At 50.7% G+C, this 17122-nt stretch carries 15 protein-coding genes and 1 other annotated feature; of the genes, 14 read left to right on the forward strand and 1 reads right to left on the reverse strand.

The window, feature by feature from the left end:
- Nucleotides 1–49: 49 nt before the first annotated feature.
- Nucleotides 50–652, reverse strand: a complete 603-nt coding sequence (locus tag CFI03_RS23520; RefSeq protein WP_248760316.1) for a TetR/AcrR family transcriptional regulator — start codon at nt 650–652, stop codon at nt 50–52.
- Between the two features lie 207 nt (nt 653–859).
- Between CFI03_RS23520 and CFI03_RS23525 the strand changes: the two genes are divergently transcribed.
- The 14 genes from CFI03_RS23525 (at nt 860) to CFI03_RS23590 (ending at nt 16889) form a co-directional block, all read left to right on the forward strand.
- Nucleotides 860–2353 carry an MDR family MFS transporter gene (locus CFI03_RS23525; protein ID WP_248760318.1) on the forward strand — a complete coding sequence of 498 codons (1494 nt, stop codon included), beginning with the start codon at nt 860–862 and terminating at the stop codon, nt 2351–2353.
- Nucleotides 2354–2425: 72 nt separating this feature from the next.
- Nucleotides 2426–2661, forward strand: a binding site (T-box leader).
- A 157-nt stretch (nt 2662–2818) separates the two neighbouring features.
- Complete coding sequence (locus CFI03_RS23530; RefSeq protein WP_248760327.1) at nt 2819–5470, forward strand: valine--tRNA ligase; 2652 nt, start codon at nt 2819–2821, stop codon at nt 5468–5470.
- Nucleotides 5471–5497: 27 nt separating this feature from the next.
- The gene (locus CFI03_RS23535) at nt 5498–6874 is read left to right on the forward strand and encodes a bifunctional folylpolyglutamate synthase/dihydrofolate synthase (RefSeq protein WP_248760329.1); all 1377 of its coding nucleotides are present in this window, start codon (nt 5498–5500) and stop codon (nt 6872–6874) included.
- Between the two features lie 7 nt (nt 6875–6881).
- Nucleotides 6882–8270: a UDP-N-acetylmuramate--L-alanine ligase gene (gene murC / locus CFI03_RS23540; RefSeq protein ID WP_248760331.1), complete on the forward strand. Its 1389-nt coding sequence runs from the start codon at nt 6882–6884 to the stop codon at nt 8268–8270.
- A 152-nt stretch (nt 8271–8422) separates the two neighbouring features.
- On the forward strand, nt 8423–9943 hold the full coding sequence (locus tag CFI03_RS23545; protein WP_248760333.1) for an SPOR domain-containing protein: 1521 nt from the start codon (nt 8423–8425) through the stop codon (nt 9941–9943).
- 62 nt (nt 9944–10005) lie between these two features.
- A complete protein-coding gene (locus CFI03_RS23550) occupies nt 10006–10248 on the forward strand; it encodes a DUF4321 domain-containing protein (protein WP_015845986.1) in 243 nt (80 codons plus the stop codon).
- 19 nt (nt 10249–10267) lie between these two features.
- Entirely contained in the window at nt 10268–10915 is a 648-nt protein-coding gene (locus tag CFI03_RS23555) for a Maf family protein (RefSeq protein WP_127494600.1), read from the forward strand.
- 84 nt (nt 10916–10999) lie between these two features.
- Nucleotides 11000–11686 carry a RadC family protein gene (gene radC, locus CFI03_RS23560; RefSeq protein ID WP_127494597.1) on the forward strand — a complete coding sequence of 229 codons (687 nt, stop codon included), beginning with the start codon at nt 11000–11002 and terminating at the stop codon, nt 11684–11686.
- Between the two features lie 41 nt (nt 11687–11727).
- Complete coding sequence (locus CFI03_RS23565) at nt 11728–12756, forward strand: rod shape-determining protein (RefSeq protein ID WP_127494594.1); 1029 nt, start codon at nt 11728–11730, stop codon at nt 12754–12756.
- Nucleotides 12757–12833: 77 nt separating this feature from the next.
- Entirely contained in the window at nt 12834–13670 is an 837-nt protein-coding gene (gene mreC, locus CFI03_RS23570) for a rod shape-determining protein MreC (protein ID WP_127494592.1), read from the forward strand.
- Between the two features lies 1 nt (nt 13671).
- A complete protein-coding gene (gene mreD, locus CFI03_RS23575; protein ID WP_201007624.1) occupies nt 13672–14205 on the forward strand; it encodes a rod shape-determining protein MreD in 534 nt (177 codons plus the stop codon).
- A 66-nt stretch (nt 14206–14271) separates the two neighbouring features.
- Nucleotides 14272–14928 (forward strand): septum site-determining protein MinC, encoded by a 657-nt coding sequence (gene minC / locus CFI03_RS23580; RefSeq protein ID WP_248760335.1) that lies wholly within the window; start codon nt 14272–14274, stop codon nt 14926–14928.
- Nucleotides 14929–14941: 13 nt separating this feature from the next.
- The gene (minD, locus tag CFI03_RS23585; RefSeq protein WP_127494587.1) at nt 14942–15733 is read left to right on the forward strand and encodes a septum site-determining protein MinD; all 792 of its coding nucleotides are present in this window, start codon (nt 14942–14944) and stop codon (nt 15731–15733) included.
- A gap of 7 nt (nt 15734–15740) precedes the next feature.
- A complete protein-coding gene (locus tag CFI03_RS23590; protein ID WP_201007625.1) occupies nt 15741–16889 on the forward strand; it encodes an FtsW/RodA/SpoVE family cell cycle protein in 1149 nt (382 codons plus the stop codon).
- Nucleotides 16890–17122 lie beyond the last annotated feature (233 nt).

Below are 17122 nucleotides of genomic sequence, written 5' to 3' on the forward strand. Positions count from 1 at the left end.
TTAAAAAAAGCTCCTCCGTTAGCCCTCCCGAGGCTGACGGTGGAGCTTTTTAATTAGATTTAAACAGCGGATCAAGCATGGTGATGCAGAAGTTGTCCGCAATCTGTTCGATCGAATAGCCCAGCACTTTCGAATAATAGATAAGAGATTCGGGAGCCATGGCACTAATCATCATATGGGCCGTAAACTCGGGGACGAGTGCAATAATCTCGTCCTTGCTCTGTGCCTCCCGGAGGAGAGACAAAAACAAATGGTTTAATTTCCTGTAGCTCGGACTTTCAAAGAAATCCATCTCATCCGGCTTGCAAGGTCTGCTGACCTTAATCACATTCAGCCATTCCAGCTGATCATTAGAAAAGTAGAGCAGACGACGGAAAACAGCCGTCAGTCTGTCATGAACAGGCTTATCGGCGAGCGGCTCGAGCAGCAGGCGGATTTCCTCCATCAGACTCTCGAAGGTATCATTCATTAAGTCCATACATAAGTCGGATTTATTCGCATAACGCCTGTACAACGTGCCTTGTCCAATCTGAATTGATTTAGCAATCTGGTGCATGCTGACGGCTTCAACACCGTGTTCGGCGAAAAGGGACCTGGCGGCTTGCAGGATCATCTTGCTTACCTCTTGCGAGTCCTTCTTTTTATCGTTCATGCGAGCACCCTCCAATTTAACAAAAAATAAATAAAGCTAGGCTGTATTGACAACCGGACAATTGTCCGGTATCATACGTTAGCGGACAATTGTCCGCAGTCGTCTTACGCCTTACCCATTTTACTGCTGGATCATGAAGAGGTCAAGGCGTCAGCAGTTTTACAAGAAAGATAAATAGAGAAAGATATTTAGGAGGAGAGAAATATAATGACTGAAGCAAATGCAACAAACAGCTCCATGTCTATTAAATCCATTATGGTGCCGCTTCTGGCTATCATTGTGGGGATGTTCATGGTAATTCTTGACGGTACAGCCATGAACGTGGCAATTCCGAAATTGCGTGAGGACTTTGGCGGGGCATCGCTGTCACTTGTACAATGGACCGTTACCGGTTATGCATTGGCGCAAGCTGCTGTTATTCCGCTGGCTGGATGGTTGTCTGACCGTTTCGGAGCAAAGCAGATTTACCTTACTTCGATCGTATTGTTCACAATCGGCTCTGCTTTGTGCGCTTTTGCGACAACTGCCGAGCAATTGATTATTTATCGTATTATTCAAGGACTGGGCGGCGGTATGGTTGCCCCGATTGCAATGGCGTTTACTTATCGCTTAAGCCCTCCGGGCAAACAAGGCGCAGTAATGGGAATGATCGGTATTCCGATGCTGCTCGCACCTGCTCTTGGTCCGGTACTTGCCGGCTGGCTCGTTGATTATGTAACTTGGCATTGGATTTTTATTATCAATATCCCTGTTGGGGCGGTAGCCGTACTCCTTGGTCTTCGTACACTGCCGGCATTGGCACGCCAATCCGTTCCGCAGCTTGATCTACTTGGTATGATCTTTGCGCCGCTTGCCTTTGCAGGCCTAGCGTACGGCGTCAGCGAAGGCGGTACGGACTGGGGCTCTACCAAAACTTTGACCGGTCTAATTGTTGGCGGCATTTCGCTCATTATCTTTATTATTGTTGAATTGAACCGTAAGCAGCCTTTGTTGGAACTTCGTGTATTCAAGTCTGCGGATTTCTCCAAAGGTATCGTTGTTCAGTGGGTATCTCAAATTGCACTCTTTGGCACCTTGTTCTTGTTCCCGTTGTTCCTGCAAACAGCTAAAGGCTACTCCGCTCTTGATACTGGTTTGATCCTGCTGCCGCAAGCGCTAGCTGCTGCGATCTTTATGCCGATCGGCGGGAAGCTTTTTGATAAGATTGGAGCCCGTCCGCTTGTTATGAGCGGACTTGGGATTGTTACGATTGGCGCATTCTTGCTCTCTAACATTTCAGCCGATGCAACGGTAGGCACTTATATTCTTCCGCTCATTTTACTCGGAGCGGGTATGGGCCTCTCGATGATGCCGCTTAATACGCATATTATTCAAGCAGCACCTCCTGAACTGGTTGGCCGCGTAACTTCGCTTACAAGTGCAGCCCAGCAGGTAATGACGTCCTTTGCAGTAGCGGGTCTTGCGACGATTCTCGCTAGACGCACCGAGCATTATATGGCTGCGGAAGGCATTAAGAATCCTGCTGATATTACACCGGCTATTGCATCCCATGTTGCTTCTGCTTCTTATGGAGACACATTCCTAATCCTAACGATTGTTGGTGTTGTAGGTACATTAGTAGGTTTCCTGCTCTCGAAGCCAAAGCGCGCGGAAGGCGCAAGCACGGAAAAAGCCGACATGCCAATGATGATGGGCCACTAATTAGGCGTAGACGCAAGTTGACTTTCGGGGGCATCTTGGATAAAATATGCTATATCTGATTTTTTTCAACATATATTGACGTTGAAGGGGAAGAGTAAGCAGCCAAGCCTTCAGAGAGCGGGACTGTAACGCTGAAAGGTACCGCAGGAATTTACTGCTTCGCTTGTCGCCCCGGAGTTGCTTGAATGAAGCGGGTTCATCCGTTATTTCAAGCCGGCCGCAGCCGTTATCTGTTTGAGTGCCGCGCTTGCTTTGTCTGAGGTGCGGAACAAAGGTGGTACCACGGAAGATAACCTTTCGTCCTTTGCTATAAGGGCGGAAGGTTTTTTTGTATTTCTATCCATGCAATGACAGGAATGGCAATGCTTGCGAAGTAAAATTCTGGTTTATGCTTGCGAAGCATGAATCACCACAAACGGTTGATAAACAACCTAGATTGGCAATTCATTTTAGGAGGATGTAAAGATGTCAGACAAGACAACAATGCCGACGACTTACGATCCGAAGGCAGCCGAGCAGAAGTGGTACGACTTCTGGCAGCAGGGTCAATTTTTCAAGGCGGGCCAGCGCCCGGAAGCAAAGCCTTTTACGATCGTAATCCCGCCGCCAAACGTTACGGGGATGCTTCATATCGGGCATGCGCTCGATTTCACCCTTCAAGATATCATTATCCGCACCAAACGGATGCAGGGCTTTGACACGCTGTGGCTGCCTGGCACCGACCATGCGGGCATTGCTACCCAAACCAAGGTAGAACAGAAGCTGCGCGAACAGGGGCTGAGCCGTTACGACCTTGGCCGCGAGAAGTTCCTGGAGCAGGTGTGGGACTGGAAAGAGCTATACGCGAACACCATTCGCGAGCAATGGGGCAAAATGGGACTGTCTCTGGACTATTCCCGCGAACGTTTTACATTGGACGAGGGTTTGTCCAAAGCGGTACGCGAAGTATTCGTCCGTTTGCATGAGAAGGGCCTTATTTACCGCGGCAAAAAGATTATTAACTGGGACCCGGCGGCCCGCACGGCTTTGTCCGATATCGAAGTAGAGTACAAAGAGCTGAACGGCCATCTGTACCATCTCCAATATCCGCTCAAGAACGGCAGCGGTTATGTTACCGTTGCAACAACGCGTCCGGAGACGATGCTTGGCGATACGGCCGTAGCGGTCCATCCGGAAGACGAGCGTTACAAGCATCTGATTGGCCAGATGCTCGTACTGCCGGTAGTTGGCCGCGAGATTCCGATTATTGCCGATGATTACGTGGAGAAGGATTTTGGATCCGGCGCGGTAAAAATTACGCCTGCGCATGACCCGAATGACTTCGAGGTTGGCCTGCGCCATGACCTGCCGCAAATCATCGTCATGGATGAGACAGGCACGATGAACGAGCATGCGGGTCCTTATCAAGGTCTCGACCGTGCGGAATGCCGCAAGAAGCTGGTGAAGGATCTGCAGGAGCAAGGCGTTTGCATCCGCATCGAGGACCACGTGCATCAGGTGGGCCACAGCGAGCGCAGCGGCGCGGTTGTTGAGCCGTATTTGTCGACGCAATGGTTCGTTGCGATGAAGCCGCTGGCTGAACGCGCGATCGAAGCGCAAAAATCCGGCAATGGCGTTAACTTTGTACCGGACCGCTTCGAGAAAATTTATTTGAACTGGATTGAAAATGTCCGCGACTGGTGTATTTCCCGCCAACTGTGGTGGGGCCACCGTATTCCGGCATGGTACTGCGAATCTTGCGGCGAGATGCATGTTGCCCGCGAGGACGTAACGGCCTGCGCGGCTTGCGGCAGCACATCGCTTCGTCAGGACGAAGACGTTCTGGATACCTGGTTCAGCTCCGGGCTCTGGCCGTTCTCCACGCTCGGCTGGCCGGAAGAAACGGAAGACTTCAAACGTTACTACCCGACGGATGTTCTTGTAACGGGCTACGACATCGTATATTTCTGGGTTGCGCGCATGATCTTTACGGCGCTTGAGTTCACGGATCAAATCCCGTTTAAGGACGTACTGATGCATGGTCTCGTTCGCGACGCGGAAGGACGCAAAATGTCCAAATCGCTTGGCAACGGCGTTGACCCGCTTGACGTCATCGAGAACTACGGTGCCGATGCGATGCGTTACATGATCTCGACGGGCAGCACGCCGGGTCAGGATCTGCGCTTCCGGATCGAGAAGGTCGAGCAGGCCCGCAACTTTGCGAACAAGATTTGGAACGCCTCCCGTTTCGCTCTGATGAACCTTGAAGGCTTTGCGGCATCCGACATCGATATCAAGAGCAATCTCGGTACGGCTGAGCGCTGGATTCTGCATCGCCTGAACGAAACGGTGCGCGAAGCGACCCGTTTGATCGACAGCTACGAGTTCGGCGAAACCGGACGTATTTTGTACAACTTCATTTGGGATGATCTGTGCGACTGGTACATCGAATTTGCGAAGCTGAATCTGTACGGCACTGACGAGCAGGCAAAGCGTGCAACGCAGTCGGTTCTGGCTTATGTGCTTGACCGTACGCAGCGTCTGATTCATCCGTTTATGCCTTATATCAGCGAAGAAATCTGGCAGCATCTGCCGCATGAAGGCGAATCGATTACCGTAGCCGCTTGGCCGGTATACGACGAGGCTCTTGAAGCGCCGGAAGCGGTAAAAGAGATGGAGCTTCTCATGGACATTATCCGTGCGGTGCGCAACGTTCGCGCGGAAGTGAATGTACCGATGAGCAAGAAGGTTGAGCTAATGATCAAGCCTTCCGGCGAAGCCGAGGCGGCGATTGTCAGCCGCAACGAGGAATTTATCAGACGTTTCTGCGGCACTTCGTCGTTTGAGACCGGTCTTGGTCTGGCCGCTCCGGATAAAGCAATGACGGCAATCGTAACCGGTGCGGAGCTTTACTTGCCTCTTGCGGGACTGATCGATATCTCGCAGGAGATCGCCCGTCTCGAGAAAGAGCTGGCAACGCTGAGCTCCGAAGTAGAGCGCGTGGAGAAAAAGCTTGGTAACGAAGGTTTCGTTGCGAAGGCACCGGCTAAAGTCATTGAAGAAGAACGCGCCAAAATGGCAGACTACGCAAGCAAACGCGATAAGGTTCTTGCGCGCATCGAAGAGCTGCGCAGCTAATGATCTGATGGAAGAAGGACGTTTACGATGATCGAAAACGGAACAGAAACGGAACGAAGCGGCATGCTTCGTTCCTATAAGGAAGCGGTCGATTGGATCAACGGGCTTATTCCGTTCGGAATCCGCCCGGGTCTTGACCGTATCGAGGAGCTGCTGGAGAGACTGAATAACCCTCACCGCAGGCTCAAATTCATTCATATTGCCGGTACGAACGGCAAAGGTTCAACCTGCGCGTACCTAACAAGCGTATTGATGAAATGCGGATATGACGTAGGGACGTTTACTTCGCCTTACATTACGAAATTCACAAACCGATTCCAATATAACGGCCAGGATATCGAAGAAGAAACTCTCCTTCGTCTAGCCAATGTGCTTAAGCCGCATGTAGAGGAATTAACGGAGACGGAGTTCGGCTCGCCTACGATGTTCGAAGTATCTACGGCTCTTGCCATTCTGTTCTATGCGACCGTTACTTATCCGGATTACGTCGTTTGGGAAACAGGGCTCGGCGGAAGAATGGACGTGACGAATATCGTTACGCCTATCATCTCCGTCATTACGAATGTCGGCCATGACCATATGGACCGGCTTGGCAACACGCTCGAGGCTGTAGCCTCCGAGAAGGCCGGCATTATTAAAGCCGGCGTTCCGGTAGTTAGCGCAGTGGATCAGCCTGAAGTCGTTGAGGTTGTGAAGAGGTCGGCAGCGGAGAAGAAGAGTACGCTGTATCTGTTAGGCGAGCAGTTCAACATCAAGGAGCTGTCCAGCGAAGAGGATGAGCAAACCTTCCGTTTCGAAGGCATGTTCCGTTCGATTGAACCGCTCACGATTACGCTTAATGGCGCGCACCAGCGGACGAATGCCGCCGTTGCGGTCATGACGCTTGAAGTGCTTCGTCAATATTACGCATTGATCGTAGAAGACGACGCTCTCGCAGAAGGGCTGCGCGAGGCGAAATGGCCGGGACGTCTCGAGATGGTATCCCGTTCGCCCCGCATTCTGATTGACGGAGCGCATAATCCGGAAGGCGCTGAATCGCTTGTTCAGGCGCTTCGCTCGACTTACCGGTATGACCGTCTTCACGTCATGATGGCGATGGTAGAGAATAAGAATCATCGGGATGTTCTAAAGCATATACTACCAATAGTGGATACGCTTATCGTGACCGAGCCTGATTTCCGCAGCAAGTTTGATGCGGAGCTTCTCGCCGATCTTGTCCGCGAAGTGAAGCCCGCGGAGTCTTCCTTTGAGCTTATCGTGGAGAAGGATTGGCGCGAAGGCCTCCGCAAATTGCAACAATTGACCGGGGAAACAGACCTTGGGGTTGTGACTGGTACGCTTTATTTGATAGGTGACGTTCGCTCCCGCATATTGTACAACTCGGATTCTGAAAAAGGTTGGTGAACCGTCTTTGAATACGGCAGAACATGTTCATTTCATCGGAATCGGCGGTTACGGCATGAGCGCAATCGCCCGCGTTATGCTAGAAATGGGATATAAAATTACCGGTTCCGATGTAGCCCGTCAGGAATTGACGGAGAAGCTTGCGGCGAAAGGCGCGCAAATCTATATCGGCCATGAGGCGGAGCATGTCAAAGGCGCCGATCTTGTCGTTTATTCGACGGCGCTCTCGAAAGACAATGTGGAGCGGGTGGCAGCGGAAGAGCTGAATATTCCGGTGCTGCACCGTGCGCAAATGCTTGCGCGGCTCATGAATGCCGGCAAAGGCGTAGCCGTAGCCGGAGCGCATGGGAAGACGACTACTTCCTCCATGATTGCGCTTGTTATGGAAAAATGCGATGCGGATCCAACTTATATTATCGGCGGCGAGATCGTCAATGTGGGAACGAACGCAAAAGCCGGCAAAGGCGAATACGTCGTTGCGGAAGCGGATGAAAGCGACGGTTCATTCTTGCAGTATCACCCAAGCATTGCTATTGTAACGAATATTGAGCCTGACCATCTGGAGAACTACGACGGTGATTTCGGCAAGCTGAAAGCAGCGTACGTCAAATTCCTGTCCCAGGTGAAGTTTGGCGGCAAGGCGATTGTATGCGCGGACGACGAGACGATCACCGAGCTGCTTCCGAAGCTTGATGCGGACACAGCCTCTAAGCTGATTACTTACGGTATCGACGGCGATGCCGAGTATAAAGCGGAAAATATCAGCCTTGGCGACCGCAAGGTATCGTTTGAAATGACGCATCGCGGTTCGACGCTTGGCACCATCGAATTGTCCGTTCCGGGCCGCCACAATGTGTACAACGCGATGGCAACGGTCATTACCTGCCTGGAAGCAGGACTGTCATTTGATAAGGTTGCGGAAGCCATTCACGAATTTATCGGAGCGAAACGCAGGTTCCAGGTGCTTGGCGAAGTGAATGACATTCTGGTCATTGACGATTACGCGCATCATCCGACGGAGATTCAGGCAACGATAAGCGCAGCAAAAGCAACGGGTAAGCGTATTATTGCGGTATTCCAGCCTCAGCGCTACACGCGCACCTTCTTCCTGCTGGAGCAGTTCAGCCGGGCATTCCCGGAGGCGGATGAGGTAATCATTACGGATATCTATTCGCCGGCTGGCGAGCAGCAGATTGAAGGGGTTCATTCCCGGAAGCTGGTTGAGATGATCAAGACAAACAGCAATGCGAACACGTCTTATATCCCGACGAAAGAAGAGGTGCTGGAGCATTTGACCGCCAAGGTTGCTCCAGGCGATCTTGTTATTACGATGGGTGCAGGCGACATTTGGAAAACGGCGGATGCGCTTGCGAAGACGCTGAAAGCAAAAGCATAAACCATAAATCAAGCATGGCGAAGAACGCCCTGAAAGCCTCGAACGAGGTTTTTCGGGGCGTTTTTTTAGTGAGCGAGTCAGGCAAATCTATCATAATTCTCTATCGAATCTCATAGAGTAGCAGTAGAAGAACGGGACAAGGAGAGAATGACATGAACAAGAATAACCGGATCACTTACCGATTTGACCGCACTGGCCAGAGTGTTGAAGACAAAGGCCGCAAGGAAATCAGCGCTAAGCCTCAGCAAGCCCCGGAACGGGAGCAGGGCAAGCCTTCGAATATTGTGCCTCTCTATGCCAAAACCGAATATGAGACTGCGGAAAGCCCGTTTAGTCCCTGGATGAGTCCGTTTCAAGAGGATGTCAGCGCGCTTGAGGATCTGATTCGCGAGACGGATCCAAAACCGGCTCCAGCAGCGGAGAAGATGCAGGCAGCTCCCGCCGCTTCACTGGTATCAATGCCAAAACTTGTTCAAGACTCGGCCGTTCTTGACTCTCAGCCGGAGCCTGGACAGACAGCCAAGCAGCCGCATCGCCCAGCGCAGTGGCATCCCCGTCAAAAGGCGCAACCCGCGGCAGAGTCGATCCCGCTGTCCGAACCAAAGTCCGCTTCAAAGTCCGCACCACCAAAGCCCGCACAGCCAAAGTCCGCACAGCCCGAGATGCATGCCGTGCCTATGCAACAGGAATCCGATCCTTGGGGCGAGCTTCAGCACTATCCGGAGCTGGACGTGGACCTGAACATGAATAACAATGGACAGAAGGCAAATCGCTGGTCCGGTCCCGTTCATAATTATTCCGCGCCTCCATCCTGGATCAAAGTGTTTCTATCGGTAGCCGGAGCGCTGGCAACGGGTGCGTTGTTCGGCTACTTGCTGCTCTCCCTGTTTACGAATACGCCGGATCAATCCGATTCCAATAATAAGCTGGCCAATCCCGTTAACGGATCCGTAACGAATCCTAGCGCGTCGCCGAACGGGGATAAAACGAATGCGAATGGAGGCACGTCGAGTCCTTCGACTGGTCAGGCGGCAGGCCGGGTGAAGCTGGACATACCGCTTCAGTCGTATCAGCTGCTTCAATACGGGGTATTCAGCAACACGGAAGGCAGAGACGCTGCCATTAAGGAACTTTCGGATAAAGGGCTGGCTGCTGCCGGTCTGCAAACGGCTAACGACTACCGGGTATATGCCGGAATGGCGATAGACCGTGATCGGGCACTTGCCCTCAGCAATGATCTTGGCGAAGATGTTCCCGTCTATATCAAGCAGATCGACATTCAAGTGCCCGAGCAGTTCCCGTTTGCGGGAGACGCCAAAGCGGCAGCGGCATTTATGAACAACACAATCGGTCTGATCGGCATGCTAGATGAATTGGCCTTAACGCAGCTGGAGCAGCCAAGCTTGTCGCCGCTTAGCTCCGCCGCTGCCGAATCCTGGAAAACCGAGTATCAGAAGTGGACGGGAAGCGTAAAAGCGATGCAGGCCGGCGTAACGGATGAGTCCGGAAAAGCATTTCTCATAAAATTAATTCAATCTATGAATACGGCGGCCAAATCGCTAGAGGAATACGATAAAAAGCCGTCGCAATCGCATTTGTGGGCTGTCCAGGACGCGCTGATGGACGCGGTCGCAACGCAAAAACAATGGTATGAATCGATCAACGCATTGTAAACGAAATCGAACCTAAGTATAATAGGGAACAGGTGTCAATAAATGGCGAGAGGCGTTGAATAATGAAGAAAAACGGCTGGATTTTATTGCTTTTCCTCGTGCTGGGCTTAGTGGCCGGCGCACTCGTTGCGCGATGGCTTGAGCCGGTATCCGGAATCTCTTTTTTGACCAAAACAATCGATACAACCTGGTCTCCTGCCGTTGATCTGTATGTGCTCAGCCTGGATCTGAATGTACATGTTCAAATTAGTTTGTTCAGTATTATTGGCGCTCTAGCCGCTATTTGGTTATATCGTAAAATGTAAACCGGCCAAACGGCCGGAAATGAAGGAGCAAGTGGGACTTTTGAGCAAGTATGAATCGACTAAACCGATCAGCCAGCTTGTGCTGGCATCGTCGTCACCGCGCCGGAAGGAACTGGTCGCATCCCTGGGCCTTTCCTTGCCGGTTTATATTTTGTCCTCTGATGCCGACGAGTCGGTACCTTCCGATTGGGCGCCTGCGCATATTGTCGAGCAGCTGGCTCTCCGCAAGGCGCACGCGACCGCAGCGATTCTGAAGGAACGCCGGGAAGAGAATTGTTCTCTCGTGGTTGGAGCAGACACGATTGTTGTTGTAGACGGCCGGGTGCTTGGCAAGCCGAAGGACCATGAAGATGCATTGTCCATGCTGCAGAGTCTTCAAGGACGAGAGCATGAAGTTTATACGGGAGTGGCTTGCGTGGTTGCGGAGACCGGTGCCGAGACTTCCGCGCATCGGATGACGAAGGTTTATATGAAGCCGATGCGAGACGAAGTACTGAAGCGGTATATCGCAACGGGCGAACCCGATGATAAAGCAGGTGCATACGGGATTCAGGGACTTGGCGCAACGCTGGTCGAGAAGATTGACGGCTGTTATTTTAATGTCGTTGGCCTGCCGGTGTCTCTGTTGTCGGACATGCTTGCTCAATACGAAATTCAGGTTTTCTAGATTAACTTTTCATGAAGTGACCTTGATTTGGACATAACACCAAGTAATGCCATATCATTTTAGCTGGAAGAGGCAGGGACGGACATGGAGCAAGGCAATCTGTTACGAAATGTCCCCCATGAAGAGCGACCAAGAGAACGCATGATGCAATATGGGGCCGAAGCGCTTAGCCATACCGAATTGCTTGCGATTCTGCTGCGTACGGGTACAAAGCAAGAATCGGCTGTGCATTTGGCTGGTAAGATATTGAAAGAATGCGGAAGCTTGCGCAATTTGCTCGATATGAGCATGAGCGAGCTGACGGCTATAAAAGGGATCGGACCGGCAAAAGCGGTCCAACTGCGGGCTGGAATCGAGCTTGGACGCCGTATTGTACGGAGCGGACAAGGCGAGATTGTGACGGTACGTAAACCGCAGGATGCTGCGAACTATGTGATGGAAGAGATGCGCTACCTGAAAAAGGAGCACTTCGTCTGCCTGTTTCTGAATACGAAGAACCATATTATTGCCCGGGAAACGCTATCGGTTGGTACGCTTAACGCGTCTCTTGTTCATCCAAGAGAGGTTTTTCGAGCGGCCGTGAAAGCCGGCAGTGCTTCAATTATTTGCGTTCATAATCATCCGAGCGGAGACCCTATGCCAAGCCCGGAGGACGTCACATTAACGAAGCGCCTTGTGGAGGCTGGTGAACTGATGGGAATTGAAGTGCTGGACCATTTGGTCATCGGGGATGGAAGGTTTATCAGTTTGAAGGAACATGGTTACATGTAATATAATAAGTAGGATTGTCGCAATTAGAAGGGAGCATTAACATGTTTGGTGGTTTTTCGAAAGATTTGGGAATTGATTTGGGTACTGCAAACACGCTCGTATTTGTAAAAGGAAAAGGTATTGTTGTAAGAGAGCCGTCTGTTGTAGCTCTGCGTACTGACACAAAAACGATTGAAGCGGTTGGCGAACAAGCGAAAAAAATGATCGGCAGAACACCGGGCAACATTCGTGCCGTTCGTCCGATGAAAGACGGCGTTATCGCCGATTTCGAAACAACCGCAACAATGATCAAATATTTTATTCGTTCCGCGCAAAAGCAAAAATCGCTGTTTCCTAAGCATCCTAATGTTATGGTTTGCGTACCGTCCGGCATTACCGCGGTAGAGAAACGCGCTGTCGAAGATGCGGCCAAGCAAGCGGGCGCTCGCGAAGCGTATACGATCGAAGAGCCGTTTGCAGCCGCAATCGGCGCTGATCTTCCTGTTTGGGAGCCAACAGGCAGCATGGTTGTCGATATCGGCGGCGGTACAACGGAAGTTGCCGTTATTTCGCTGGGCGGTATCGTTACAAGCCGTTCGATCCGCGTAGCAGGGGACGAAATGGATGAAGCGATTATTCAATATATCAAACGTTTCTATAATCTTATGATTGGCGAAAGAACAGCCGAGCAGCTGAAGATGGAGATTGGTACGGCGCTTCCGTTCGATGTTTCCGAATCGATCGAAATCCGCGGCCGCGACCTCGTAACGGGCCTGCCTAAGACGCTGCCTATTACATCGGAAGAAGTTACGGAAGCGCTGATGGACACGGTGAACTCGATTGTAGACGCGGTGAAAATCACGCTGGAAAAATGCCCGCCTGAATTGTCTGCCGACATTATGGACCGCGGTATTGTGCTTACTGGCGGCGGAGCATTGCTTCGCAACCTGGACAAGCTGCTGGCACGCGAGACAGGAATGCCTGTCATTGTAGCGGATAATCCGCTTGATTGCGTAGCTATTGGTACAGGCCGTTCGCTTGACCACATTCACTTGTTCAAAAAAGGCGGATCTTCCCGCTCGAAACGATAAGAGAACCAGAGCGGTTAGGATATGGAACGGGCAGGTGATTAAAACTGTTTAAGCTGCTAAGAAATAAGCGGTTGTTTATGCTTATGATCGGATTAATCCTGTTCATTGCGGTTATCGGTTTCTCGCTAAGCGACCGCAAGGAGCTGACTTGGCCCGAGAAATTTCTCGGCGATTCTGTTGGATTCGCGCAGCAATGGTTCTACAAGCCCGCTGGATTAGTAGCGGGCTTCTTTGAGGACATTCGCGAGCTCAAGACGCTGCATGAGGAGAATGAACAGCTGAAGCTGACGGCTGCTGCTTACGCGCGGGACAAAATTAATTACAATTTTGTCCAGAAGGAGAACGAGCGGCTGCAGAAAGAGCTGCATTTTACGGAACGACAGAAGAACATGTACAAATACAATTATTTGATTGCCCAAGTTATTGCAATTGATAACGATCCATACAATCATACGATGGTTATAAACCTTGGTTCAAAGAACGGAATCAAGCCCAATATGGCCGTAACGACAATTGACGGGCTTGTTGGACTTGTCAGCAATGTCCGCCCGTACACGGCAACGGTAACTCCGCTTACGGAACTGGATGACACCTCTCCAACGTCAAACGCCATTGCGGCAACGGTTCTCGGCAGAGAGAACGAGTCGTTTGGCATTGTCGGCAGCTATGATAAGGAAACAGATCGCCTCATTATGACCAAAATTGCCGAAAACGATAAAATGATTGTTGACGATACGGTTATTACATCCGGACTCGGCAATGTTTACCCTCGCGGTCTCGTGATCGGTACGGTAGAAACAAGGCAGGTCGGCGATTTTGGCCTTACCCATACCGCTACGATTAAAATGGCAGCCAAGTTCGATCATCTGACCGAAGTGTTCGTCGTTCAGCCGACGGAATCGGGAGATGAATAAGATGGGCGACAAAGGCATCAACCGGCTTATTCTTGTCATGCTGCTCCTATTTATCATAGAGGGCGCTATCATGCCTTGGCTTATTCCGATTGAGCTGACGGGAAGAATCGTTCCTCATTTTATGTTCGTTTTTGTTGTTTTCGCAGCCTTGTACAGTGGTCGGCACCGGGCTTTATTTTTCGGAATAAGCTTTGGCTTTCTGCAGGATGTCGTCTACTTCGGACATTTAATGGGTGTTAACGCCTTTTCCATGGGACTTATCGGATACTATACCGGCGTACTGCTGGAGCGCCGGCGCAGCACGCTGCTCACGGCGTTGTCCGTGGTTGGCCTCGGCTCTATTTTGTACGACACGATCGTGTACTTCGTAAATATGGTTTTCCGGATTACGAAAGAAACGTATGCCTGGGCGCTGATGGATCATATTTTGCCAAGCCTGTTCCTTCAGCTTGTCTTTGCGCTGGCGGTCTACGTACCGGCAAGGCGTCTTTTCGAGAGCCATTTGAAGCTGAATCCGGATTCGGATGAAGAATAATTTATAGGCAGGAAGCAGGAATTTGCACTCCGCGAAAAGAATGGATTACGTTGGGGAGGGACAGACGTGACCGAGAAGCAGCATATTATGATAAAAGGTGTCAAGGAAGGTCTCGTGTTCCTTCTCGACGATAAGTGCGAATTTGCGGTTTTGCTTGACGAGCTGCAGTATAAGCTTGAGAAAACGCATCAGCAGCTGCTGACCGGCCCGCTCGTGCACGTGCATGTGAAACTTGGGACAAGGCTAATTGGCGAGGATGAGAAGGAACGGATCAAGTCGGTCATTCGCTCGCAGGGCAATTTAATGGTTCAGTCGATTGAATCGTCCTCTGCGATGCAGGATGGAGCTAATACGGCTCCCGCCGGCCCTCATGTTATAACGGGAATTATCCGTTCCGGCCAAACGATAGAGCATGACGGTGACCTGCTGCTAGCTGGGGATGTCAATCCGGGCGGTACAATCTTGTGCAGCGGAGATATATACGTAATGGGCGCACTGAGAGGTGTCGCCCATGCAGGCGTAAACGGCCGAACGGATGTCATTATCGCCGCTTCGCTTATGCGTCCAACCCAGCTTCGAATTGCCGATGTCATCAGCCGTCCTCCGGAGGAATGGATGTCCGGGGATGCAGCCATGGAATTCGCTTATTTGCATGAGGGAAACATGCAGATTGACAAAATGACGCAATTATTCCGTTTACGCAATAATCCGATTAAGGTATAAGGGGTGTTCATGCATGGGAGAGGCGATTGTTGTAACATCAGGCAAAGGTGGAGTCGGTAAAACGACGACCTCGGCTAATTTAGGTACGGCACTTGCTTTGCTTGGCAAAAAGGTTTGTATGGTCGATACCGACATCGGATTGCGTAATTTGGATGTTGTAATGGGACTTGAGAATCGAATTATTTATGACCTGATTGATGTAGCCGAAGGACGCTGCCGGCTTAATCAGGCTTTGATTAAAGACAAGCGCTTTGAAGAGCTGTACATGCTGCCTGCTGCCCAAACCAAGGATAAGCAGGACGTATCGCCGGATCAAGTCCGGGATATGGTACTCGAGCTCAAGAAGGATTTCGATTACGTGATCATTGATTGTCCGGCAGGCATTGAGCATGGCTTCCGCAATGCGATTGCAGGAGCGGATCGCGCGATTGTTGTAACAACGCCCGAGAATGCCGCGGTACGGGATGCTGACCGTGTTATCGGACTGCTCGAGAAAGAGCAGATTCCATCCAAAATAATTATTAACCGGATTCGCCAGAACATGGTGAAGAACGGCGAAATGCTTGATATTGATGAAATTTGCCAAGTGCTCGCCGTTGATCTGCTTGGGATTGTCCCTGATGACGAGAAGGTTATCAAGGCTGCCAATTCCGGAGAACCAACGGTAATGGATCCCTCTTCGCGTGCCGCTATCGCTTACCGCAATATCGCTCGCCGGATACTGGGGGATATGGTTCCGCTTATGCTGCTCGATGAGAAGGCCGGTGCCTTCAAACGCTTCCGCAAGTTTCTTGGAATAGGATGATTGCCTTGTGCTAAACAAGCTGAAAAAGATAGACTGGGGCATCGTAGCCATTTTGGTCTGCCTGATGGGCATTAGTACCGTTTTGGTTAGAAGCGCTACGCATAACAACCCGCTTTATCACAACTATGATGTGAAAACAGTCGCTTTTTATATAGCCGGTTTTTTAGTAGCTATAACGGCTACCGTCTTTGATTATCGCATATTACTGAAAAGCTGGTACGTTTTATACGGTATCGGAGTCGCACTGCTTATCGCGGTCTTCTTCTTTGGGGCAAACATTAACGGCGCGTCCGGTTGGTTCAAACTGCCGGGCGGCTTCTTGTTTCAGCCTGCCGAGATTATGAAGATTATTATTATTATCGGTATTGCCTATATAATGGGCCGCCGACAGGGGGATCGGTTAACCTTTATCGAGGACTTGCTTCCCATCGCTGCCTTTGCGTTTTTGCCGTTCCTGCTCGTCATGATCCAGCCTGACCTTGGCAACGCGATTATTTATATCGTTATCGTCTTGGGGATGCTTTGGATTGGCAACGTCAAATATACCCACGTGCTGGTTGGCTTGACCGCGGTTGTTGCGGCGGTCGTATTGTCTATCTCGTTGTTTACGATGTTTAACTCAGAGATTGAAACTTATCTGAAGGACCATCACAAGGAGCACTGGTACAAACGGATCAACACGTTCCTGGACCCAAGCCAGGCTTCATCCGATGATAAGCATCAATCGGAAAATGCCAAGATAGCGATCGGTTCCGGCGGCCTCAGCGGCGACGGGTATTTAAAGGGCGATATGATTAACGGGAAGTTCATTCCTTATCCTTATTCCGATTCGATTTTTGTCGTAATCGGGGAGGAGTTTGGCTTCCAGGGTTCTGCGATCCTGCTATTACTGTACTTCCTATTGATATATAGGATGATACTAATCGCTTTCCGATGTTACGATAATCGGGCTGCGTTTATCGTAATCGGGATCGCCTCCATGTACGTTTTTCAGATCTTCCAAAATATCGGCATGATGATTGGGCTTATGCCGATCACCGGTATTACGCTGCCATTCATCAGCTACGGCGGTACTTCGCTGCTGCTTAACATGCTGTGTATCGGTATTTTGTTTAGTATTAACGCGCACCAAGAGAAGTACGAGCTGGCCGAGTAGGCCAGCTTTTTTTCGTATGCGGTGGGTAGGTTAATTGATCGCGCGCTGCGCCTCAAATGTTCTTCCGATCGCCATTGCTCGGGGATTCCTTGAACAATTCCAATAGGATTGGAATCCCCTCACAAAAGCGACCACTACGTTTCTCCAGAATCATTTGATGCTCCGCCCTTGCCTTTAACCTGCAACTCAAAAAGAGCTGAAGCCTTTCGCCCAGCTCGTGAAGAAACCGCCAT

Source organism: Paenibacillus sp. ATY16 (assembly GCF_003399985.2).
Lineage (GTDB): Bacteria > Bacillota > Bacilli > Paenibacillales > Paenibacillaceae > Pristimantibacillus > Pristimantibacillus glycanilyticus.

Coding starts and splice junctions, on each gene's coding strand:
- CFI03_RS23545 (WP_248760333.1), top strand. CDS start 8,423: ATGAACAAGAATAACCGGATCACTTACCGATTTGACCGCACTGGCCAG.
- minD (WP_127494587.1), top strand. CDS start 14,942: ATGGGAGAGGCGATTGTTGTAACATCAGGCAAAGGTGGAGTCGGTAAA.
- CFI03_RS23565 (WP_127494594.1), top strand. CDS start 11,728: ATGTTTGGTGGTTTTTCGAAAGATTTGGGAATTGATTTGGGTACTGCA.
- CFI03_RS23555 (WP_127494600.1), top strand. CDS start 10,268: ATGAAGGAGCAAGTGGGACTTTTGAGCAAGTATGAATCGACTAAACCG.
- CFI03_RS23550 (WP_015845986.1), top strand. CDS start 10,006: ATGAAGAAAAACGGCTGGATTTTATTGCTTTTCCTCGTGCTGGGCTTA.
- CFI03_RS23525 (WP_248760318.1), top strand. CDS start 860: ATGACTGAAGCAAATGCAACAAACAGCTCCATGTCTATTAAATCCATT.
- CFI03_RS23520 (WP_248760316.1), bottom strand. CDS start 652: ATGAACGATAAAAAGAAGGACTCGCAAGAGGTAAGCAAGATGATCCTG.
- CFI03_RS23535 (WP_248760329.1), top strand. CDS start 5,498: ATGATCGAAAACGGAACAGAAACGGAACGAAGCGGCATGCTTCGTTCC.
- CFI03_RS23530 (WP_248760327.1), top strand. CDS start 2,819: ATGTCAGACAAGACAACAATGCCGACGACTTACGATCCGAAGGCAGCC.
- radC (WP_127494597.1), top strand. CDS start 11,000: ATGGAGCAAGGCAATCTGTTACGAAATGTCCCCCATGAAGAGCGACCA.
- mreC (WP_127494592.1), top strand. CDS start 12,834: ATGCTTATGATCGGATTAATCCTGTTCATTGCGGTTATCGGTTTCTCG.
- mreD (WP_201007624.1), top strand. CDS start 13,672: ATGGGCGACAAAGGCATCAACCGGCTTATTCTTGTCATGCTGCTCCTA.